At 64.3% G+C, this 22,053-nt stretch carries 19 protein-coding genes; 9 read left to right on the top strand and 10 right to left on the bottom strand.

All coding sequences use genetic code 11. The features are described 5' to 3' along the window. Positions 1 to 148: 148 nt before the first annotated feature. Positions 149 to 469, bottom strand: a complete 321-nt coding sequence (locus FDT80_RS06320; protein ID WP_114885126.1) for a DUF6280 family protein — start codon at positions 467 to 469, stop codon at positions 149 to 151. Between the two features lie 221 nt (positions 470 to 690). Here FDT80_RS06320 and efp point away from each other — a divergent pair, with 221 nt between their 5' ends. The 3 genes from efp (at position 691) to FDT80_RS06305 (ending at position 4,021) form a co-directional block, all read left to right on the top strand. Continuing rightward, complete coding sequence (efp, locus tag FDT80_RS06315; protein WP_138661344.1) at positions 691 to 1,254, top strand: elongation factor P; 564 nt, start codon at positions 691 to 693, stop codon at positions 1,252 to 1,254. Positions 1,255 to 1,517: 263 nt separating this feature from the next. Continuing rightward, positions 1,518 to 3,143, top strand: coding sequence for an amidohydrolase (locus tag FDT80_RS06310; RefSeq protein ID WP_138661343.1), 1,626 nt, complete (start codon positions 1,518 to 1,520; stop codon positions 3,141 to 3,143). Further along, positions 3,140 to 4,021 (top strand): CobW family GTP-binding protein, encoded by an 882-nt coding sequence (locus FDT80_RS06305; RefSeq protein ID WP_138661342.1) that lies wholly within the window; start codon positions 3,140 to 3,142, stop codon positions 4,019 to 4,021. Before FDT80_RS06310 ends, FDT80_RS06305 begins: the two co-directional genes overlap by 4 nt. On the opposite strand, the gene ygfZ is transcribed toward FDT80_RS06305, so the two are convergent. Then, positions 4,018 to 4,770 carry a CAF17-like 4Fe-4S cluster assembly/insertion protein YgfZ gene (gene ygfZ / locus FDT80_RS06300; protein WP_138661341.1) on the bottom strand — a complete coding sequence of 251 codons (753 nt, stop codon included), beginning with the start codon at positions 4,768 to 4,770 and terminating at the stop codon, positions 4,018 to 4,020. The genes FDT80_RS06305 and ygfZ overlap by 4 nt on opposite strands. 67 nt (positions 4,771 to 4,837) lie before the next feature. Here ygfZ and FDT80_RS06295 point away from each other — a divergent pair, with 67 nt between their 5' ends. After that, positions 4,838 to 5,512, top strand: coding sequence for a TIGR04283 family arsenosugar biosynthesis glycosyltransferase (locus FDT80_RS06295; RefSeq protein ID WP_138661340.1), 675 nt, complete (start codon positions 4,838 to 4,840; stop codon positions 5,510 to 5,512). Positions 5,513 to 5,599: 87 nt separating this feature from the next. Here the strand turns inward: FDT80_RS06295 and FDT80_RS06290 are convergent, their stop codons facing one another. Then, positions 5,600 to 7,456 (bottom strand): ABC transporter ATP-binding protein, encoded by a 1,857-nt coding sequence (locus tag FDT80_RS06290; protein WP_138661805.1) that lies wholly within the window; start codon positions 7,454 to 7,456, stop codon positions 5,600 to 5,602. Between the two features lie 154 nt (positions 7,457 to 7,610). Between FDT80_RS06290 and FDT80_RS06285 the strand changes: the two genes are divergently transcribed. Then, a complete protein-coding gene (locus tag FDT80_RS06285; RefSeq protein WP_138661339.1) occupies positions 7,611 to 8,822 on the top strand; it encodes a pyridoxal-phosphate-dependent aminotransferase family protein in 1,212 nt (403 codons plus the stop codon). Here the strand turns inward: FDT80_RS06285 and FDT80_RS06280 are convergent. Further along, a complete protein-coding gene (locus FDT80_RS06280; RefSeq protein ID WP_138661338.1) occupies positions 8,819 to 9,052 on the bottom strand; it encodes a hypothetical protein in 234 nt (77 codons plus the stop codon). The two genes, FDT80_RS06285 and FDT80_RS06280, sit on opposite strands and share 4 nt — an antisense overlap. Positions 9,053 to 9,108: 56 nt before the next feature. Continuing rightward, positions 9,109 to 10,212, bottom strand: a complete 1,104-nt coding sequence (locus tag FDT80_RS06275; protein WP_138661337.1) for a pyridoxal phosphate-dependent aminotransferase — start codon at positions 10,210 to 10,212, stop codon at positions 9,109 to 9,111. Between the two features lie 130 nt (positions 10,213 to 10,342). On the opposite strand from FDT80_RS06275, the gene FDT80_RS06270 reads away from it, so the two are divergent. Continuing rightward, a complete protein-coding gene (locus FDT80_RS06270; RefSeq protein ID WP_138661336.1) occupies positions 10,343 to 11,131 on the top strand; it encodes a crotonase/enoyl-CoA hydratase family protein in 789 nt (262 codons plus the stop codon). A gap of 304 nt (positions 11,132 to 11,435) precedes the next feature. Here the strand turns inward: FDT80_RS06270 and FDT80_RS06265 are convergent, their stop codons facing one another. The 3 genes from FDT80_RS06265 to FDT80_RS06255 all read right to left on the bottom strand — a co-directional run bounded on the left by FDT80_RS06265 (position 11,436) and on the right by FDT80_RS06255 (position 16,046). After that, positions 11,436 to 14,336, bottom strand: a complete 2,901-nt coding sequence (locus tag FDT80_RS06265; RefSeq protein ID WP_138661335.1) for a valine--tRNA ligase — start codon at positions 14,334 to 14,336, stop codon at positions 11,436 to 11,438. A gap of 122 nt (positions 14,337 to 14,458) precedes the next feature. Beyond that, on the bottom strand, positions 14,459 to 14,860 hold the full coding sequence (locus FDT80_RS06260) for a response regulator (protein ID WP_246039879.1): 402 nt from the start codon (positions 14,858 to 14,860) through the stop codon (positions 14,459 to 14,461). Next, positions 14,841 to 16,046 (bottom strand): sensor histidine kinase, encoded by a 1,206-nt coding sequence (locus FDT80_RS06255; RefSeq protein ID WP_138661334.1) that lies wholly within the window; start codon positions 16,044 to 16,046, stop codon positions 14,841 to 14,843. The genes FDT80_RS06260 and FDT80_RS06255 overlap by 20 nt, the downstream gene beginning before the upstream one ends. Positions 16,047 to 16,273: 227 nt before the next feature. Between FDT80_RS06255 and FDT80_RS06250 the strand changes: the two genes are divergently transcribed. Together FDT80_RS06250 and FDT80_RS06245 are read left to right on the top strand one after the other, a co-directional pair. Further along, positions 16,274 to 18,571, top strand: coding sequence for a xanthine dehydrogenase family protein molybdopterin-binding subunit (locus FDT80_RS06250; RefSeq protein WP_138661333.1), 2,298 nt, complete (start codon positions 16,274 to 16,276; stop codon positions 18,569 to 18,571). Then, entirely contained in the window at positions 18,549 to 19,628 is a 1,080-nt protein-coding gene (locus tag FDT80_RS06245; RefSeq protein ID WP_138661332.1) for a DUF2235 domain-containing protein, read from the top strand. Before FDT80_RS06250 ends, FDT80_RS06245 begins: the two co-directional genes overlap by 23 nt. Positions 19,629 to 19,633: 5 nt before the next feature. Here FDT80_RS06245 and FDT80_RS06240 read toward each other — a convergent pair whose 3' ends face one another. After that, positions 19,634 to 20,113: a PaaI family thioesterase gene (locus FDT80_RS06240; protein WP_138661331.1), complete on the bottom strand. Its 480-nt coding sequence runs from the start codon at positions 20,111 to 20,113 to the stop codon at positions 19,634 to 19,636. A gap of 65 nt (positions 20,114 to 20,178) precedes the next feature. Continuing rightward, entirely contained in the window at positions 20,179 to 21,048 is an 870-nt protein-coding gene (metF, locus tag FDT80_RS06235) for a methylenetetrahydrofolate reductase [NAD(P)H] (protein ID WP_138661330.1), read from the bottom strand. Between the two features lie 91 nt (positions 21,049 to 21,139). Between metF and FDT80_RS06230 the strand changes: the two genes are divergently transcribed. Then, complete coding sequence (locus FDT80_RS06230; RefSeq protein WP_138661329.1) at positions 21,140 to 22,045, top strand: LysR family transcriptional regulator; 906 nt, start codon at positions 21,140 to 21,142, stop codon at positions 22,043 to 22,045. Positions 22,046 to 22,053 lie beyond the last annotated feature (8 nt).

Raw genomic sequence — 22,053 nt, 5'->3', positions numbered from 1 at the left:
GGTGCGCACCGAACAACCGTTTGCCGCCGCAGCGATCGCAAATCTGTCGCGATGCCGACTAACTTGCCCCAGCGTCAACAAGTGCCCCGAAAAACGAGAAAACGCGCCCCGCTGGGGCGCGTTTTTCGCTTAACATTTCAACTGGTTATCAGGCGGCTTCGGCCTGCTGTGCAGCATTGCGGCGCTCGCTTTCTTCGCGCGACAACGCGACAGAGGTGCGTACACCCTTGCCGACAAAATCCATCAGCCCGGATACGACCCGTTCGTTGGGGTCGATGCCCGCGCAGCTCAGCACTTCGCGACCGTCGCGCGACCGTGCCCAACGGGCGATCTGCTCCGGACCGTTGCCATATTTCTTGTCGTCCGCAATTGCGTCGTCCAACGCAGCCAGTACAACGGCTGCGAAAAGTTTACGTGCACGGTTGCCTTGCTCGTTGTTAAAGGCGGTGCCGTCAACGAAATCTTTCATCTCGTCGTCCTTTCGATTATTCTTGCTCTTGTGTTTTCGGCGTGGGGTTCCTTATGACTGATCTGTATCGATTCGGATACCCATATTCCGCATGACGCCCATGCACTCAGTGCATGGCTCGCTGCGGGTGCAACACGAGATATCGTAGTCTTGTCAGGCGTCATACACCAAGATATAGGGTGCGCCTTATCTTCATCAACCTTTTGCCATGGTTTTGACACATGCCTAAAATCAACGGAAACGAAATTCGCCCCGGAAACGTGCTGGAACACAACGGCGGGCTTTGGGCGGCGGTCAAGGTCGATCACGTAAAGCCGGGAAAAGGCGGCGCTTTTGCGCAGGTCGAGCTGCGCAATCTGCGCAACGGATCCAAGCTGAACGAGCGGTTTCGCAGTGCCGACAAGGTGGAGAAAGTCCGGCTTGAACAAAAGGATCAGCAGTTCCTTTATGAAGACAACGGCATGCTGGTTCTGATGGACACGGAAACATACGACCAGGTGCAGTTGCCCTCCGAGCTTCTGGGCGAGCGCCGCCCGTTTCTGCAAGACGGCATGATGATCGTGGTCGAATATCACGAGGACGAGGCGCTGAACGCATCCCTGCCGCAAAAGGTCACCTGCAAGATCGTCGAAACAGAGCCAGTGGTCAAAGGCCAGACCGCCGCCAATTCGTTCAAACCCGCTATTCTGGACAATGGGATCAAGGTCATGGTCCCGCCCTTCGTGGGGCAGGACGAGGACATCGTCGTCAATACCGAAACGATGGAATACGCCGAGCGCGCCTGAGCGCTCGCGCTGTCCGGCCATTGCGCGGTCGGACGGGCCTCCGCTCTGAACGGGGCCAGACGACCCGGCGATCGGTTTGCCGCCCCCGGACAGGACAGGCCCGCTCTGGGCCAGGTGGCGCAAACGTGCGGATCGACACAGCGTGACGCATGGGCATGGCGCCCATCGGCGTCGCCGATGCCTCCGGCACTTGCACGCGCCTAATTCTGTTTTGCCGATGGACCAAGCTGCGTTACCCCTATGCCAGTCACAGGGAGCGGATCATGTCGGACATCACAGTTTTTGCGGCCAGAAAGATCATCACGATGGATCTGAACCGACCCAGCGCGACGCATGTCGCGGTGCGCGAGGGCAAGATCTTGGCCGTGGGGGACGCGCAATGTGCTGATGCATGGGGGCCGGTGCGCCATGACGACCGGCTGGCGGATGCGGTGCTGTGCCCCGGTTTCGTCGAAGGGCACGCGCATATGATGGCCGGCGCGATGTGGCGCTATGCCTATGCCGGGTTTCACGACCGGATCGACCCCGCCGGGACCCTTTGGCCGGGATTGCGCGACCTTGACGCCGTGATTGGCGGTTTGCGCAGCTATGCCGCCACATTGGCTGAGGATGAGGCGCTGGTGGGCTGGGGCTTCGACCCGATCTTCCTCAACTCCGACCGGTTGAGCCGCGCGCATTTGGACCAGATCAGCCCGACGCGCCCCATCGCGATCATATTTTCCAACTTTCACCTGATGTGCGTGAATTCCGCGGCGCTGGCGCTGGCGGGATACGACGAGGACACCACTGCGGAAGGGGTGGTCAAAGGGCCCGATGGCCAGCCAACCGGCGAATTGCAGGAAATGGCGGCGATGTTCCCGGTGATGCGACGCCTTGGCATCGATTTCCGCGGATTGTCGCAACAGGAGGCGTCGATCACAACCTACGCCGATGTGGCCAAACGCTGTGGCGTGACCACGATCACCGACCTGTATTCGGAGATGGAGGACGAGGATCTGGCGACGATGCTGCGTGTGACCGGCGCTGATGGCTTTGCGCTGCGGATCGTGCCCGCGCTGGCGGCGGCGGGCGACCCGGTGGCGCTGGCCGACCGGGCGCTGCGGCTGGCGGCGCAATCGACCGACAAGCTGCGGCTCGGCGCGGTCAAACTCATGACCGACGGATCGATCCAGGGGTGGACCGCGCGGGTCAAATGGCCCGGCTATGTCGGCGGGCAGCCCAACGGCATCTGGAACACGAGCCCGGATGAAATTCACGCACTGGCGCTGGAGATGCAGAGACGCGGCGTGCAGATGCATATCCACGTCAACGGCGACGAGGCGGCAGAGGTATCGCTGGATGCAATCGAGACGGCGTTGCGCGCGCATCCCTGGACCGGGCGCCGCCATGTGCTGCAACACTGTCAGATGATGGGCCGAGACCTGTACGCCCGCGCGGCAGACATGGGCGTATGCACGAATATTTTCGCAAATCATATCTGGTACTTCGGAGACCAGCACGCCGCGCTGACCATCGGTGACGACCGGGCGGAGCGGATGGATGCCTGCCGCACCGCAATCGACGCGGGCGTGCATATCGCGATCCATTCCGATGCCCCCGTGACGCCGCTTGGGCCGCTGTTCACCGCATGGTGTGCCGTCAATCGTCAGACGATGACCGGGCGGACCTTGGGCGCCGCGCAATGCATCGACGTCCAGGAGGCGCTGTTCGCCATCACGATGGGGGCGGCCTATACCCTCAAGCTCGATTCCGAGATCGGCAGCATCGAAACCGGCAAAATCGCGGATTTCGCGGTGCTGGGTGACGATCCGCTGGCGGTCGACCCGATGGCGCTCAAGGACGTGCCGGTGCTGGGCACCGTGTCGGGCGGGCAGGTGCATCTGCTGTGACGGTGCGGCTGCCGCTGACGGTGATTTCCGGCTACCTGGGCGCGGGCAAAACCACGTTGATCAACCGGTTGCTGGCCGAAGATCACGGTCTGCGCCTGCTGGTCATGGTCAATGATTTCGGCGCGATCAATATCGACGCGGCCCTCCTGTCCGAAGCGGGGGAGGACACCCTGACACTGACCAATGGCTGCGTGTGCTGCACCATGGGCGCGGATCTGTTTCAGGCGGTTGGCGATGTTCTGGACCGGGATCGGCGCCCCGACCACCTGATCATCGAAGCCTCGGGCATCGCCGACCCCGCACGCATCGCGCAGGTTGCGCAGGCGGAACCGGATCTGGCCTATGGCGGTATCGTGACCGTCGTCGATGCCCACGGCTATGACGCACTGGCGCGTGACGACCGCATCGGCCCGCAGGTTCAGGGGCAGGTGCGTGCCGCCGATCTGGTGTGCCTGTCCAAGACCGCTCGCGACGATCCGGCGCTGCGCCTGCGGCTCGCCGCCCTGAGCGGGACGGAGGTGGTCGATCTGCGCGATCTGGACATGCTCGCCCCGGTGCTTCTGGGCAGTCGTCCGCCGCGTTCAGCGCCCCGGACGGACGGGCCGGTGCATCCCGCATATGTCGCCTGGCAGGTTTCGGGGCAGGATCGGTTCGAGCGCATGGGTCTGACCGCCAAGCTTGGTGCGCGGCCCGCCGGGCTGTTTCGCCTCAAGGGGTTCGTGGGACGCGACGACACTGCATCCTGGGAGGTCCACGTGGTTGGCGCGGCTGTCAGCGTCAAGCCGCTCGAGGGCGCGCGCGACACCCGGCTTGTGGGCATCGGGCTTGCGCAAGCCGTGACCGTCGGTGAGATTTCCGACTGGTGGTCTGGCGATTAACCGTTGGCCTCCGCAGGGTCCCAGATCACTGTCGCATCGCCCGCCCGCATCGGCCCCGAGGCCCGGTCGAACCGCAGATAGGCCAGCGCCCGGTCGCCCGAGCGGCTCAGCAGCGTACCCGCCGGTTTGCCCTCTGCGAGGATATCCGCGCCGGGCTCGGCCGGGCCCTCGACCCGCACCTGCGCCAGTCCCTTGCGCAACTCCGTCTTGTGCTTCATGCGCGCGGTCACTTCCTGCCCGACATAGCAGCCCTTGCGGAAATCGACCCCGCCCAGCCGTTCGAACCCCATTTCGAGGATAAAGCTGTCGGGTGTCAGCTCGGCACCGGCCTGCGGGATCAGATATTCGACCCGCCGCGCGGTCCAGTCGATGCTGTCCGCCGCGGGTGCCGTGTCGCGATACGCGCGCCAGCCCATCGCGGGATGACGCGGATCGGCATGGCCGTCGGCAGGCGTATCGCCCAGACCCCGGTGCAGATGCAGGTCCGTACCCCCGATCGCCACATCGGCGCGCAGTTTGTACATCGACAGGCGTTGCACCAGCATGTCCGCCTGATCCTCGGCCACATCCAGCAAGACGCCATTCGCATCGCGCAGCAGGAAGAAATCCGCCAGGTACTTGCCCTGCGGCGTCAGCATCGCGGCATAGACCAGCCCCTGATCGAGGCGGCGGATGTCGTTGGTGATCAGGCCCTGCAGAAAATCGGTGGTGTCGGCGCCGGTCAGACGCAGAATGCGGCGTTTGGTCATCGGAGACTCCTTTTGTCAGGATTGAATGTCATATAGACCCGGTGCTGCCAACCGAAAGAGGACCCGCATGCGCGCTCCGATCACCGTCATACTGCCCACGCTCGATGCCGAGGCGCATCTCGGCGCCTGCCTGCAGGCGCTGATGCCGGGGCTGGAGGCGGGGCTTTTGCGCGAATTGATCGTCACCGATGGCGGGTCGAGCGACAGCACCGTCGAGATCGCCCGCGCCTGGGGCGCCGAGGTGATCACCGGCGCGCCCTCGCGCGGTGGCCAGTTGCGGCGCGGCTGCAAGGCAGCCAAGGGCGACTGGCTGCTTGTGCTGCATGCCGATACTGTCCTCGCGCCCGGCTGGGTCGGCCCGGTCATCGCGCATCTTGCGACCAGCCGCGCCGGATGGTTCCGGCTGATGTTCCTTCAGGGCGGCACGGCGGGGCGTATCGTCGCGGGGTGGGCCAACCTGCGGGCGCGGCTCGGCCTGCCTTATGGCGATCAGGGCCTGTTGGTGCCGACGCGGCTCTACCGTGACGTCGGCGGATACCGCGATCAGCCCCTGATGGAGGATGTGGCGATGGCTCGCGCCCTCAGGGGGCACTTGACGGGCATCGATGCAATCGCACAGACCTCCGCCGCGAAATACCGACGCCAAGGCTGGCTGCGCCGGGGGGCGCGCAACCTCTGGACGCTGCTGCGCTACGCCGCCGGTACCTCGCCCGAGGACCTGTCGCGCAGCTACCACCGCTGAACGCGCCCGCTTTTCGGTTTCTTTTGGCGGGAAATACCTCGGGGTCCGGGGCAGCGCCCCGGGTCCGCCGGACGCGCTTGGCCTGACCTAGCCGAAAAGCGCCTGACCAAGCCGCTGGAACAGGTTCGGCTCGCTGGGTGTGTTCGCCAGAAGGGCGCGGCCCTTGGGGCCCATCGGGCGCGTGTCCGACACGGTCTTGCCGTCCTGGAACTGCAGCCGGTAGAGATCGGCGTAGATGCCGCCGCGCTCCAGAAGCTCCTCGTGGGTGCCTTCGTCCATCGCGCGGCCGCGGTCCATCACCACGATCTTGTCGGCGCCGCGAATGGTGGACAGACGGTGCGCGATCACGATTGTCGTCCGACCCGTCGCCAAACGGTCCAGCGCGTCCTGCACCACCTGTTCGGACTGCGCGTCGAGCGCGCTCGTCGCCTCGTCCAGCAGCAGGATCGGCGTGTCGCGCAGAAGCGCGCGCGCGATCACCACGCGCTGTCGTTGTCCCCCCGAAAGCGCCGACCCGCGCGGGCCGACCCGCGTCTCCAGCCCTTCGGGCAGGTTATCGACGAAGTCCGCGACATGCGCGGCCTCCATCACCTCGCGCAGGCGCGCATCGCTCACATCCGTGCGGCCCAGCACGATGTTCTCCCGCAGGGTCTCATCGAACAGCAGCGCCTCTTGGGTGACCACCGAAAACATCTGGCGCAGGTCTTCCATCGCCATCGCCGTGGTCTTGATGCCGCCGATCGTGACCTCTCCGCTGTTGGGATCGACCAGCCGCGTCAGCAGGTTGAAGATCGTCGATTTTCCCGCACCGGATGCGCCGACCAGGGCGGTCGTCTGGCCCGCCGCGGCGGTCAGCGAAAGATCGGTCAGCACCTGGGCATCGCCATAAGACAACGACACGTTGCTGAGCGCGATATCGGGCGTCTCGGCGGGTGCCGCAATCGGGTTGTCAGGGGATTTCAGCAGCAGTGGCGCGTCCATCAGCTCCTTCAGGCGTTCGATGGACGACGCCGCGACCTGCCACAGACCGCTCATCGCGCCGAGCCGACGCAGCGGGTCAAAGGCGAAGCCCATCGCGGTAAAGAACGACATGAACTGGCCGATGGTCTTTTCGCCGGCGATGATCTCGGATCCGCCATAGAGGATCACGGCCATGAAGCCGACACCCGACATGATGTCGACCATCGCCGGGATCGCGGCGCCGCCAAAGGCGGTGCGCACCTCGGTGTTGACGAAACGCTTGGTCAGGTCGCGGTACTGGCGCGACTGGTAGGCCTCCAGCGCGTTCAGCTTGATCTGGACTATGCCGTGGAACACTTCGTCAAGACGGGTGGACAGAGTGGCGCCCAGATCGCGCGATTCCCGCGCCCGGTCGCGAACGAAGCGTTGCGCCACGGCAGCGGGCAGCACCAGCAGCGGAATGCCGACGCAGGCCAGCAGCGCCCACAGCGGATCGACATTGATCGCCACGCCCATCAGCACCACCAGCCCGATGGCATCGCGCCCCGCACCGGTGATGACCGCGCGCCAAACGTCGCCCACGGCCGCGACATCCGATTGCACCCGCTGGATCAGATAGCCGGGCGGATGCGATTGGTGAAAGCCGCCATCCTGCTTCATCATGTGGTCCAGCAGATCGGTGCGCAGATGCGCCGCGGTCTTTTGCGCCACGCGCGTCAGCAGCACCTTTTGCGCCACGCCCGACACCGCCCGCACCAGGAAGATGCCGATCAGGACGATCCCGACGATCCAGAGCATGTCGGCCTGCCCCTCGACAAAGACCTGGTCGAACATCGGCTGCATCAGATAGGCCAGCGCACCCAGCATCGACCCTTCCAGCACCATGAACAACAGCGCGATCGCCATCGTGCCGGTGTGCTGTCTGAGGTAGTTCGTCCAGACCCATCGAAACAGATGGCCGGATGAATAGCTGCTATCGCTCATGCAGGTCTTGCCTTTGATCAGGGCGCGCCCCGCGACAGGGACGGTCAAGGACCCGGTGTACTGGCCCTGCGCGTCCGGGGCAAGCATCACGCGAATGATTGACGCCGGGCGCGGTGCGGCTACTGTCTGGCCAACCGTAAAAAGGACAGAAGCTATGCCGCAATCCCCCAACCTGTCGCACGGGCGATCCTATCTTGCCATTCCCGGGCCGTCGGTCATGCCCGAGGCGGTCCTGAACGCGATGCACCGGGCTGCGCCCAACATCTATGCGGGTGAATTGCCCGACATGATGCCGGGGATCATGGCCGATCTGCGCCGCGTGGCGCGCACCGACCGTCACGTCGCGATCTACATCGGCAACGGCCACGCCGCGTGGGAGGCCGCACTGGCCAATGTCATCGGCCCCGGCGACCGGGTCCTTGTGCCCGCCACGGGCCGTTTCGGCATTGGCTGGGGCGAGATGGCGACCGACCTGGGCGCCGAGGTCGACGTGATCGACTTCGGCAAGAGCAGCCCGATGGACCTTGACCGAATCGCGCAGACCCTGCGCGCGGACACCGGCCACCGGATCAAGGCGTTGCTGGCGGTCCATGTGGATACCTCAAGCTCTGTTCGAAACGATATCAAAGGCTTGCGCGACGTCCTTGACGCGGTCGGACATCCTGCGTTGCTGATGGCCGATTGCATTGCCTCGCTTGGCTGCGATGTATTCGAAATGGACGCCTGGGGCGTCGACGTGATGGTCGCGGGCTGTCAGAAGGGGCTCATGGTGCCGCCTGGCATGAGTTTCGTGTTCTTCAACGACAAGGCCGCGCGCCTGCGCGCCGCGATGCCGCGCGTCAGCCGGTATTGGGATTGGGCGCCGCGCGCCAACCCGGAGGAATTCTATCAGTACTGGTGCGGCACCGCGCCCACGCATCACGTCTACGGCCTGCGCTGTGCGCTCGACATGATCCATGCCGAAGGGATCGAGGCCGTCTGGGCCCGCCACCAGGTTCTGGCCCGCGCGATCTGGGCCGCCTGCGAGGCGTGGGGGCAGGAGGGGGGCAGCCTCGCGCTGAACATCGCGGACCGCGCGCACCGCAGCCATGCGGTGACGTCGCTCCGGCTCGAGGCGCCGCAGGCCACCGCGCTGCGCGACTGGGTGCAAGGCAACCTCGGCCTGACGCTGGGTATCGGGCTTGGCATGGCGGCGCCGGGCGATCCGGCCTGGCACGGGTATTTCCGGCTGGGTCATATGGGGCACGTCAACGGGCATATGGTCATGGGGATGCTCGGCGGGATCGAAGCCGGTCTGCGCGGGCTGGACGTCAGGATCGGGTCGGGCGCGCTCGAGGCCGCGGCCGCGGTGATCTCGGGGCGCTAGCCGCGGCCCCGCTGTCCGCGATTGCCCCGCTGAATCGACCGGATCGCATGGGCGCGTCGTTGCACCTCCAGCCAGTCGATGGCGTAATGCAGCCCAAGGCCCAGCAACACCACGGCGGACAGGCCGTACTGCGCCCAGACGAGGATCAGGATCCAACTGAGGTTGACACCGAACATCACCACGCAGGCGGTGGTGTAGTTGGGGGCGCGTCCTGTCGGTCGGTTGTCCATCGCGGGCTCTGGGGCTGGGCTGATGCGCAGCAGTCTAGGCGGCAATGGCGTCCGCGTCAGCTTTTTTCTGCATCCCGCAACGCGCCGGGCAAGGCCGCGGCAAAGGCATCCAGATCCTGCGCCGTGCCGCAGCTGACGCGGATGCAGCGGTTTTGCGGCGCGGCGAAGGGCATGCGCACAAAGATGCCGCGCGCGACAAGCCCGTCCAGAACCGCCTTGGCAAAGCCCGCATCACGCCCGCAATCGATCGCCACGAAATTGGTCGCGGATGGCAGCGGCGTCAGACCGTGATCGCGGGCGATCCGGGCGATCCGGTCGCGAGACAGGGCGATCTGCGTCTTCACATGCGCCAGCCAGTCCTGATCGGCCAACGCGGCCAGCGCGCCCGCCTGCGCGGCGCGGTTCATGCCGAAGTGATTGCGCACCTTGTGAAAGGCCGTGATCAGATCGGGCACGCCGATGGCATACCCGACGCGCGCCCCTGCAAGGCCGTAAACTTTGGAGAACGTCCGCATCCGGATGACGCGCGGGTCGTCTGCCGCTACCGGGGCGGCGGTGCCGTCGGGGGCGCAGTCGACATAGGCCTCGTCGAGGATCAGCAGCGTGCCCCGGGGCAGATCCGCCAGCGCCGCGACAATGTCGGCGCCCCTGTGCGCGCTGCCCATCGGGTTGTCGGGGTTGGCCAGGTACACCAGCTTCGCATCCACCTCCGCGGCCTTGGCGAACAGCGCTGCGGGGTCTTCGGCGTCGTCGCGGTAGGGCACTTTGTGCAGCACCCCGCCATAGCCCGCGACATGGTAATTGAACGTCGGATAGGCCCCGTCCGAGGTCACGACCGGATCGCCCTCTGCCACGAAGAGCCGCGCCAGATACCCCAGCAGACCGTCGATCCCTTCGCCCACGATGATGTTGTCCGGCGTGACGCCGTGATGCGCGGCCAAAGCCATGCGCAGATCGTGGTTTTCGGGATCGCCGTACATCCACTGCTGCGCCTGTGCCATCGCCGCGACCGCATGTGGCGAGGGGCCGAAGACGCTTTCGTTCGCGCCCAGCCGCGCGGCAAAGGGGCCGCCGCGTGCGCGTTCCTGTGTTTCCGGCCCGACAAAGGGGACAGAGGCGGGAAGTGAACGGGCAAGCCGTGTCAGGCGAGGATCGGTCATGTCCCGCAGATAAGGCCAAGCAGGCACAAAGGGCAAGGGCCGAAGGGTGCGCGCGCCTTCGTGCCCCAACGTCCTGCTGGATTTGTGGGGGGCGCTGGTGTGTGATGAGACGGCACAGAGGAGACCGCAAATGCCCCGCGTTACAGTGACCTATGCCGACCATATCGCCCACGTCTGCATGACCCGGCCCGACAAGATGAATGCCGTCGATCAGGAAATGATCGACGCCATCATCGCGGCGGGCGAGGAAGTTGCCGCCTCGGACGCGCGCGTTGTCGTGCTTTCGGGCGAAGGCAAGGCGTTCTGCGCCGGCATCGACGTGTCCGGCCTGAGTGCGATGATCGGCAAGGATCCGGTCGACCTGTTGATGCCGCGGACGCATGGCGATGGAACGACGAACCAATGGCAGGAGGTCGCGATGATCTGGGCCCGCTGTCCGGTGCCGGTGATCGCGGCGGTGCACGGTGTGGTCTATGGGGCGGGGATGCAGCTTGCGCTGGGTGCCGATATCCGGATCGCCGCGCCAGATGCACGTTTTGCCGTGATGGAGATGAAGTGGGGCATCGTTCCCGACATGGGGGGCATGGTTCTGCTGCCCCGGCTGGTGCGGTCCGATGTGTTGCGCAAGCTGACCTATACGGCGACCCCGATCGACGCCGACCGCGCCGAACGCTGGGGGCTTGTGACGGAAGTGTCGGACGATCCGCTGGCCGCGGCGATGGAACTGGCGGGCGTGATCGCACTGAAGAGCCCTAGTGCGATCCGCGCCGCCAAACGCCTGATCGCCCTGGCCGAGACTGATAGCGAAAACGAGGTACTGCTGGGCGAGTCGCGCGAACAGGCCGCTTTGATGGGCCGACCCCATCAGATGGAGGTCATCGCCGCCGAGTTCGGAAAACGCGCGCCGGTGTTCAAGTAGGGTCGCAAGGACCATAAAGGAGGCGCGTTCCGCGCCACACGATGCAGATGCGCGATGCGCGCATCGGATTGGTGCGGGTTTCAGATGTTCGCGAGACTGGTCAGCCCTGCGCACTTACACGCGCAGGGCCTTCCAAATGGACGGGCCATCGGCTCCGCAGCCTGTGCCCGCAGTTGTGATGAAACATCTTCTTGGTTTCCAAATGGTTAAAAATACCGCCGCCGGAGGCTAGAATCTCTTCGGTCGCGACAAAGAGATTTGATGCCTCCGGCGGCGGTATTTCGATCCATTTGGAACCAGGCGATCAGCCCAGTTCGGCCAGTCTTGCGAGGGCGTCCCGCAACTTGGTTTCCTCTTCCTCTCGCAGGGCCAGATTGGCGCGGGTTTCCGCCACGACGTCCGCGGGGGCGGAGGCCGCGAACTTGGGGTTGTTCAGGCGGCCGCGCAGGCCGCCCAATTCCTTTCCGAGTTTGTCCATCGTCTTTTGCAGCCGTGCCTTTTCCTCTGCGATATCGATGATATCGGCCAGCGGCAGTCCAAAGTTACCGCCGGGCACCGCAATGGATACGGTGCCTTTGGGGAAGGCATCGGCCCGCGACAGGCTGTCGATGCGCGCAAGGCGTTTGATCATGGCTTCGTTGCGATCCCAGGCGGCCTGGCCCGCGCTGTCAAGCTCGGTCACGATCATCGGGATGTGAAGACCTGCGGGCACATGCATCTGCGCGCGCGCGGATCGGACCGCTTCGATCAGGGAAATGACCCAGTTGAGTTCGGCGTCGGCGTCCTTGTCCAGCAGGTCGCCCGTCGTGTAGTTGGGCCAATCCGCATGGACCAGCATCGTTTCGCGGGTGGCGGTCGTGCCCCAAAGCTCTTCAGAGATGTAGGGCATGATCGGATGCAGCAGGATCAGGCATTGATCGAGCACCCAGGCCATCGTCTCGCGGGTTTCGGGGGCCAGGTCGGCGTTGGCTTCGTCCTGCAGAAGGGGTTTGGAAAGTTCGACATACCAGTCGCAGACCTTGCCCCAGACAAAGGCATAAAGCGCGCCTGCGGCATCGTTGAAGCGGAAGTTTTCCAAAGCCTGATCGACGTCTTCGCGGACACGGGCGGTTTCGCCGATAATCCACTTGTTCACCGCGGCCCGCGGTCGGGGCAGGGTGGCGGGTGTGCCGCTGTCGAAGACGCCGTTCATTTCGGCGAAGCGGCAGGCGTTCCACAGCTTTGTGCCGAAGTTGCGATAACCGGCGATGCGCTGGGTCGAGAGTTTCAGATCCCGACCCATGGCGGCCATTGCCGTCAGGGTGAAGCGCACCGCATCGGCACCGTATTCGTCAATCAAGTCGATGGGATCAAGCACGTTGCCCAAGGATTTCGACATCTTCTTGCCGCTTTCGTCGCGCACCAGCGCGTGGACATAGACGGTGTCGAAGGGGCGTTGGCCCACGACGGCGTATTGCATCATCATCATCCGGGCGACCCAGAAGAAGATGATGTCGAAGCCGGTGATCAGGACATTCGTGGGAAAGTATTTTTCCAGTTCCGGCGTCTGGTTCGGCCAGCCCAGCGTGCCGATGGGCCAGAGGCCGGAGGAGAACCACGTGTCGAGTACATCGGGATCTCGGGTCAATGTCTTGCCCGGCGCCATCGCCTGCGCCTCGGCTTCGCTGGCGGCGCAATACTCCCGTCCGTCCTCGTCGAACCACACCGGGATCTGGTGCCCCCACCAGAGTTGGCGCGAGATGCACCACGGCTCGATGTTCTCGAGCCAGTTGAAATACACCTTGCGATCCTGCTCGGGCAGGATCGTGACCTCGCCCGAGCGCACAGCGTCGATGGCGGGCTGGACGATCTTGTCGGTTGCCACGAACCATTGATCCGTCAGCATCGGTTCGATCACCACCTTGGAGCGATCGCCAAAAGGCTGCATGATCTTTTTCGGCTCGACCAGCGGCACGAGCGTCGCGTCGCGCGCCTCGCCGCCTTCCTCGGGGGCCGTGGGTGTGGCGGGTTTGCCAAGCCGCGGGTCGGTCGCGGGCACCATCACGGCCAGACCTTCGGCGGTGATGTCCTCGACGACGCGGGCGCGTGCCTCGAACCGGTCAAGGCCGCGGTATGCGTCAGGCACGAGGTTGATTTCGGTGGCGTCCCTGGGCGCGGGGTCGTCACCGCGGGCGATCGCCTGGGCACGGGCCGCCGCCTCGTCGTAGGGCAGGCCGTCCGTGCGCATCGCGGCCTTGGTATCCATCAGCGCATAAAGCGGGATATCGTTGCGCTGCGCGACGCCGTAGTCGTTGAAGTCATGCGCGCCGGTGATCTTGACGGCGCCCGATCCGAAATCCTTGTCGGGGTAGTCGTCGGTGATGATCGGGATCAGGCGCCGCTGTTCCTTGGGGCCGACGGGAATTTCACAAAGCTTTCCGATGATTGGCGCGTAGCGTTCATCCGTGGGGTGCACCGCGACCGCGCCGTCGCCCAACATGGTTTCGGGGCGCGTTGTGGCGATGGAGATATAGTCGCGCTGCTCCTCGAGCACCACGTTTCCGTCCTCGTCCTTTTCAACGTAGGTGTAGGTTTCGCCGCCTGCGAGGGGATATTTGAAGTGCCACATGTGGCCGTCGACTTCGACGTTCTCGACTTCGAGGTCCGAGATCGCCGTCTCGAAATGCGGATCCCAGTTGACCAGCCGCTTACCGCGATAGATCAGGCCTTTGCCGTACATGTCCACGAAGACCTTGATCACCGCCTCGTGGAAATTGGGGTCCATGGTGAAGGCTTCGCGCGACCAGTCCATCGACGCGCCGAGGCGCTTGTCCTGCTCGATGATCGTGCCACCGGACTTTTCCTTCCATTCCCAGACCTTGGCGATAAAGGCCTCGCGCCCCATCTCGCGGCGGCCAGGCAGGCCTTCCTTGGCCAGTTGCCGTTCAACGACCATCTGCGTGGCGATGCCCGCGTGGTCGAGACCGGGCTGCCACAGCGTGTCGAACCCGCGCATCCGGTGCCAGCGGATCAGGATGTCCATCAGGGTGTGGTTGAACGCATGGCCCATGTGCAGGGTGCCCGTCACGTTTGGCGGAGGCAGCATGATGCAGTATGTCTCGTCGCGCGACGCATTGGCGCCGGCCTTGAAGGCTCCGGCCTTTTCCCACGCGGCATAAAGCCGGGTTTCGGCCTGTTTTGCATCAAATGTCTTGTCCAGCGCCATGCGATCCGTCCTATCGGTTTGGTCTTGGACGGTGATCTAGCCGAGGTTGGCGCCAAGGGAAAGACACAGGGACCGAAAACTGCCGCCGCTGCGCCCGGCGCTGGGGCGCACAGGCGGTGCGATCACCCGTTGAGGGCCTCGACCAATTCGGTGAACCGGTCGGTTGTCAGCGGCTTTTGGAAATAGTCCTTGATGGCGGAGAATGACCTGGCGCGCTCCTGATCGCGCGGGTCGAGCGAGGTGGTCAACATGACCACGACGGAGGGGTCGAACGCATCGCCGAATTCGCGGACCGTCGCCTCGAGCATCTCGAACCCGTCCATGCGCGGCATGTTGATGTCGAGCAGGATCAGATCCACCGGGATCGCGCCGGGTTCACGCAGATATGCCAAGGCGTCTTCGGCCATGGAAAAGGTCAGCACCGTCTTGGCAAGACCCGTGCGGTTGATGACCCGCGCGTGCAGTTTGTTGTCGAGTGTGCTGTCATCCACCAGCAGGACGGTTTCAAGCGGCTTGAGTGACATGTTCGGTCTCCTGCGGGAACGTGACGATGAATTCGGCGCCTTCGTTTTCTTGCGACTGGACGGTGATCGTGCCGCCATGGATCACCGCGACCCGGCGGCAAAGCGCGAGGCCCAGGCCGGTGCCGTCGTAGGTTTCGGCGTTGTGGAGCCGGCGGAACAGGCGAAAGATCCGCTGGCCATGCGCCGGGTCGATGCCGATGCCGTTGTCACGCACCCGAAGCACGAAGGCCGGCGCGTCGCCCGATGTTGTTTCGCCGGAGATGGTGATTCGGTTGGGGCGGTCCGGGGCGCGGAATTTGATCGCGTTGGACAGCAGGTTATGGATCAGGATCGACACAAGCGGTGGATACCCTTCGAAGGTGGGCATCCGGGACACGTCCAACTGCGTGCCCGCCTTGGCGAGCGCCGGCCCGAGATCGTGAACCGTGGTGGCGACGATGGCGTTGCAATCCACCGTCGCGGGGCCGTCGGTCTGGCGGTTGACCACCCTTGAATAGCTCAGGATATCTTCGACGAGGGTGCGCATCCGGGCTATGATCTCTGCGGCGTCGCGAAGCGATTCATGGGCATGCGGCGGCAAATCATCGCTGTATTCGGTCTGGAAATCTTCCAGCCAGAGGCACAGCGTATTGGCCGGTGATTTCATGTCATGAGAGGCGGCATAGGAAAATTCGCGCAATTCCTCGTTCGCCGCCACGACCTCGGCGATCTTTCCGTCCAGTTGCATGTTGCGTGTGCGCAACGTCGCTTCGGCCGTCTTGCGATCGGCGATTTCGGCCTCTTTCTCCGCAAGCGCTGCGAGCAGCGAGGCGGGCGACGGGATTTTCAGCGCCTGTGGCAGCATTTTCCAAAGTGCGATCACCGTGACGAAGGAAATGACACCGGTGATCAGCTTCATCACCCCCTGAAGGCCATATATGGGCAGGAACACCGCGGCGACGCTCATCAGGTGGATCACGCCGCTGGCAAAGATGAACACCACCAGCAGCAGCAAGGGCGTATAGAGCGCGTCGATCTTGCGGCGGCGCAGGAACACGAGCGTGATCGCGGGCACCGCGAACAGGCTGACCGCGATCAGAAGGTCGGCGAAGACGTTGATATAAAGCACAGGCAGGTTGGGTGCGATGCCATCGGCCAGCGGCGCAGACCTGCCATCAAAAACTATAAAGGTGCGAATGAAGTCCACATTTTCCTCCAGACGATATCAGACCTCGGTGTGAATGCCTTAGGCCGCAGCGGTAAAAATGGCGTAAATCCGAACAAATCCCTCGGCGATTGAGCCGCCGCAACGGGTGGCTTGCCGAAATGTGACATCGTGACTCCCGGTGCGAAGGGCGTGCAGTCTGGACAACCTCGCGCGCGCCGTTACTGTCCGGTTGAAACACGATCTTTCATGAACGAGGGGCCTTCAGTATGGACAAATTCGGAAAAAGCCAGCCGGTGAAACGCGTTGAGGATGTGCGTTTCCTGACCGGGCATGGTCGGTACGTGGATGACATTACCCCCGACGGAGCATTGCGCGCCTTTTATTTCCGTTCGCCCGTGGCCCACGCGACGATCACCGGGCTGGACGTATCGGGCGCGCGCGCCGCTCAAGGGGTGCACCTGGTGCTGACGGCGCAGGACCTCGAAGATGCGGGCATGACGATCGACATGCATTCCGTGACGGTGAAAAAACTGGACGGGTCGGACGCGGCCAAGCCGTTTCGTCCGATGCTGGCCAAGGACAAGCTGCGCTATGTCGGCGAGGCGGTGGCGCTGGTGGTCGCCGAAACGCTGGATCAGGCGCGTGACGCGGCCGAGCTGATCGAACTCGATTACGATGATCTGCCCGCCAAGATGGACATCGCCCCCGGCGGCGCACCGGTGCATGACGACGTGCCGGACAACTGCGCATTCGATTGGGGCATGGGCGACCGCGAGGCGACGGAGGCCGCGTTCAGATCAGCGGCCCGTACCGTATCGCTCGACGTGGGCGACAATCGCGTCATCGTCAATTCGATGGAGCCGAGAGGCTGTTTCGCGGAATGGGACGGCACGCGCTTGCATGTGTCGCTGGGCGGGCAGGGCGTCTGGGCGCACAAGGACCAGCTTTCGGCGGCGCTGCACCTGGAGCGCGACAAGGTGCGGGTCACCAACCCCGACGTGGGCGGCGGGTTCGGGATGAAGGGGTTTGCCTATCCCGAATATTTCAGCGTGGCACAAGCGGCCCGCGCATTGGGCCGCCCAGTGCGTTGGATGTCCGAGCGGGGCGAGGCGATGCTGACCGACAATGGCGGGCGCGACCTGACCAGCCTGGCCGAGCTGGCCTTTGACGAAAACAACAAGATCACGGCCTACCGGGTGAACACCAAGTGCAATCTTGGCGCATATAACGGCACCTTTGGCCAGATGATCCAGACGCAATTGTTCAGCCGGGTGCTGACGGGCGTGTACGACATCCAGACGACGTGGTTGCAGGTCGAAGGGTATTACACCAACACCGTTCAGGTGGACGCCTACCGCGGCGCGGGCCGTCCCGAGGCGATCTATGTGCTGGAGCGGGTGATGGACCGGGCCGCGCGTGAGCTTGGCGTCGATCCGCTGGAGTTGCGGCGGATCAACTTCATCGCGCCCGACCAGTTCCCGTACAAGGCCGCCACGGGCGAAACCTATGACGTCGGCGAATTCGCGCGGGTGCTGGACCGGGCCGCGGCAGAGGCGGACATCGCGGGCTTCGACGCGCGCCGTGCGGCCGACGCGAAACGCGGTCTGCTGCGGGGCCGTGGGCTGTGTTACTATATCGAAAGTATTTTGGGCGATCCTTCCGAGGGCGCAAAAGTAACTTTCAACGAGGACGGCAGCGTGGCGATCTATGTGGGCACACAGTCGAACGGGCAAGGGCATGAGACCGTCTATGCCCAGTTCCTGAGCGATCAGACCGGGATTCCCGCGGATATGATCCATGTGATTCAGGGCGACAGCGATCTGATCGCCAAGGGCGGCGGCACCGGGGGGTCGCGGTCTGTCACCACGCAAAGCACGGCCACGTTGGCCACCGTGGCCGCGATGACGCAGGCGTTCACCGATTTTCTGTCGGACGAAATGGGCGTGCCCGCGTCCGAGATCACGTTCGACGACGAGCGGTTCCGCGCGGACGGGTCCAACATGACACCCACCATGCTGGAGGTGGCCGAGCTGGCCCGTGAGAAGGGCCGCGACGATCTTCTGGTGCACGAGGAACGCGCCACGCTGCCCGGGCGCAGCTTTCCCAACGGATGCCATGTGTCAGAGGTCGTGATCGACCCGGAAACCGGTGTCGTGACAGTGGACCGATATGTCGTGGTCGATGATTTCGGCAATCTCATCAATCCGATGTTGGCCGAAGGTCAGGTACACGGCGGGGTGGTGCAGGGGATCGGCCAGGCAATCACCGAACACGTGGTCTACGACGAGGATGGCCAACTGCTCACGGCATCGTTCATGGACTACGCCTTGCCGCGCGCGGAGGACGTTCCCTATATCGGGTTCACGTCCGAGCCCGTGCCCTCCACCGCCAATCTGATGGGCATGAAGGGCTGTGGCGAGGCAGGCACGGTGGGAGCGCTGGCAGCCGTGGCCAACGCGGTTCAGGACGCAGTATGGGATCGCGGCGTGCGGCAGGCCGACATGCCGTTCACACCGCACAAGGTTTGGGAACTTTTGAAGGATGACGCAATCGCGGCGGAATAAGGGTTTGATCGGGTGGCTGCGCGGGAAACTGTGGCGCCGCCCGTCCACCGACTTTGGCCCCAGACGGGGGGCCGTGACGCATGTGATCATTCTCGACGGGACGATGTCGACGCTGGAACCGGGGCAAGAGACCAACGCCGGCATCGCCTATCGCCTGTGCCAGGAAATGGGCAGCGCGCTATCGATCTATTACGAGCCGGGCCTGCAATGGCGCGACTGGCGATCGGCGCGCGATGTGATCATCGGGCGCGGCATCAACCGCCAGATCCGCCGCGCTTACGGCTATCTTGCCTCGCGCTACCGGCCCGGCGACAAGATCTACATGATGGGCTATTCGCGCGGCGCCTATGCGGTGCGGTCGCTGGCCGGTGTGATCGACCGTGCGGGATTGCTGCGCGCGGAACACGCGACCGAACGCAACGTGCGCCAAGTCTATCGCCATTACGAGATGAACGCGACGACCGACAGCGCCACCGCGTTCCGCCGCCACCATTGCCACGAGACCGTCGCGATCGAGATGATCGGCGTCTGGGACACCGTGAAATCGCTTGGCCTGAACGCGCCGGTGCTCTGGCGGCTCAGCGTGCCGCATCACGCGTTTCACAATCACGCACTCGGGCCGTCGGTGCGCAATGGGTTCCAGGCGCTGGCGTTGAACGAGAACCGCGTCGCCTATGGTCCGGTGCTCTGGACAACCGATGAGGATTGGCCGGGCCGGCTGGAGCAGGTGTGGTTTCCCGGCACGCATGGGGACGTTGGGGGGCAACTGGGCGGCTACGACGTGGCGCGCCCGCTGGCGAATATTCCTCTGGTCTGGCTTTTGCGGCAGGCCGAAGGCTGTGGGCTGCCTTTGCCTTATGGCTGGGCGGCGCGTTTCCCGCAGGATGCCTTGGCGCCGTCGCTGGGCACCTTCCGGGGGTATGGCAAGACCTTCATCACCCGCCGCGCCCGCGTGGTCGGGGCCGACCCGTCCGAACGGATGCACGACAGCGTTGCCGAGCGCGCGAACGCGATGCCGCAATCGCACCCCTTTCTGCGCCTGCGCCGCCCGGTCTGACGCGTTCAGGCGATTTTCATGATGATACAGGTGGTGGAGCCGGTGGCATAAAGCTTGCCATCCTCGACACCCCGGATTTCGCCATGCGCCACACCGGTCGAACGACCGGAATGATCCACCTCGCCGATGCAGTCGATGGTCATGCCCAATGGAATGGCGCGTACGATGTTTATCTTGAATTCCAAGGTCGTATAGACCGACCCGCGCGGCACCTTGGTCATCACCGCGCAAGCCATCGCGCTATCGAGAAGCGTACCGTACCAGCCGCCGTGCACGGTGCCCATCGGGTTGGTCACGTTGAATTCCGGCGTGCCGCGAAACACGGCGCGCCCGTCCGACACGGCGTGCAGGGTGTAACCCATCGTTTGACCGATGGGCGGACCGGGGTGGTGACCCGCCAGGATACCTTGCATGAATTCCAATCCCGACATCGACAGGACATCAGCCTGGGTCAGCAGATCGGCGGGGGATTGGGCGATGGGCATGGGCGCGTCTCCGGAAATGGGTCTGTCCGCAGACGCTAGGGCGCGGGGCGCCGTCTGTTCAAGCCTTACGCAACGTTCTGGATCCGCGCGGTCTGCGGCGTCACGCCAAGAGCATGGCAGATCTCGCGCGTGAGGTCGGGGCGGTTGAGTGTGTAGAAGTGCAGGTTCTCCACGCCTTCATCCACCAGATCGGAGCACAATTCGGCACAAAGCGCCCGCGCCAGAAGATCGTGGCGATCGTCGCGGATGGCCGCGTCGAACGCCTGGTCCAGCCAGAGCGGAACGTCGGTGCCGCATTTCACCGCGAATTTGCGGGCGCTTGTCCAGTTGGTGATCGGCAGGATGCCGGGGGTGATCGGGGCGGAGATGCCCGCATCGGCACAGGCGTCCCGGAACCGCAGGAATGTTTCCGCCTCGAAGAAAAACTGGGTGATCGCCTCGTCCGCGCCGGCATCGATCTTGCGCTTGAGCCAGTCGATGTTGTCCGCCTGGGTTGCCGCCTCGGGGTGCTTGTCGGGATAGGCGCCGACACGCAGCGTGAATTGCCCGGTGCGCGCCAATGCCTCGATCAGGTCGCAGGAATTGGCAAACCCGTCGGGATGGGGTTGAAAGCTGTCGGCGCCCTTGGCTGGGTCACCGCGCAAGGCCACGATGTCGGTCACGCCAGCCTTGGCAAAGCGTTGCGCGGTGGCCAGCGTCTCGGCCCGCGAGGCGCCGACGCAGGTCAGATGCGCCGCGACCGGAAGGCCCGACGACTGGTGCAGCGTATAGGCCGCGTCATGCGTGAGGTCTCGCGTGCTGCCGCCCGCGCCGTATGTCACCGAAAAGAACCGCGGCGCCAGCGGCGCCAGCGCCTGTGCCGTCTCCCACAGCTTGAAGGAGGCGTTGATCGACTGCGGCGGAAAGACTTCGAAGGAAACAGCGGGCGTGGTCATGGGATGATCCTCTTGATTTTGTCTCTTGTGACACGAATATCAAAGTGAGACAAATTCATAACTTTCATCTTGAACATGAGGAGTGCCTCATATGCACATCGAGTTCCGGCATCTGCGCACGATACAGGCCATCCACGAGGCCGGCGGGCTGGCGCGGGCCGCCGAACAGATGCACATCACGCAATCCGCCCTGAGCCATCAGGTCAAGGGGTTGGAGGATCAGGCGGGCGTGGAGTTGTTCGTGCGCCGCTCCAAGCCGTTGAAGTTGTCGCCCGCTGGGATGCGGTTGCTGAAGCTGGCACAGCAGGTGCTTCCGCAGATAGAGGCCCTGCAAGAGGAATTCACCGGCCTGCGCGCGGGCAGCACGGGGCGGATGCACATCGCCATCGAATGTCACGCCTGTTTCGAATGGCTGTTCCCGGTTCTTGAGCAATTTCGCAAGACCTGGCCCGACGTGGATGTGGACATTCGCCCCGGCCTCGCCTTTGACGCGTTGCCCGCTCTGCTGAAGGAGGAGGTCGATCTGGTGGTGTCCTCGGACCCGGAGGACCTGCCGGGCGTGGAGTTCGTGGAACTCTTTGACTATGCGCCGGTGTTCGTCGCATCCAGCCTGCACCCGCTGGCGCAAAAGTCCTTTGTCGAGGCGAATGATTTTCGCGGCGAGACGCTGATCACCTATCCGGTCGAGCGATCGCGGCTCGATGTGTTCAGCCAGCTTTTGATCCCCGCCAAGGTCGAACCGGCGGCGATCCGGCAGGTGGAACTGACGGCGGTGATCCTGCTGCTGGTGGCCAGCAACAGGGGCGTGTCGGTCCTGCCGGACTGGGTCGTGCGCGAGGTGAAATACAGTTCCGACTATGTCACGCGGCCCTTGACGGCAAAGGGCCTGAAACGCCGCCTCTACGCGGCGGTGCGCAGCGACGATCTGGGCAAACCCTTCATGCAAAAACTGCTTGGCCTTGCGGGCGAGGAGGCGCGCAAGTTGCAGGCCGTCTGACGCCGGCG

The sequence above is a fragment of the Sulfitobacter sabulilitoris genome (assembly GCF_005887615.1).
Lineage (GTDB): Bacteria > Pseudomonadota > Alphaproteobacteria > Rhodobacterales > Rhodobacteraceae > Sulfitobacter_E > Sulfitobacter_E sabulilitoris.
This window is presented reverse-complemented; position numbering and strand designations above follow the sequence as displayed.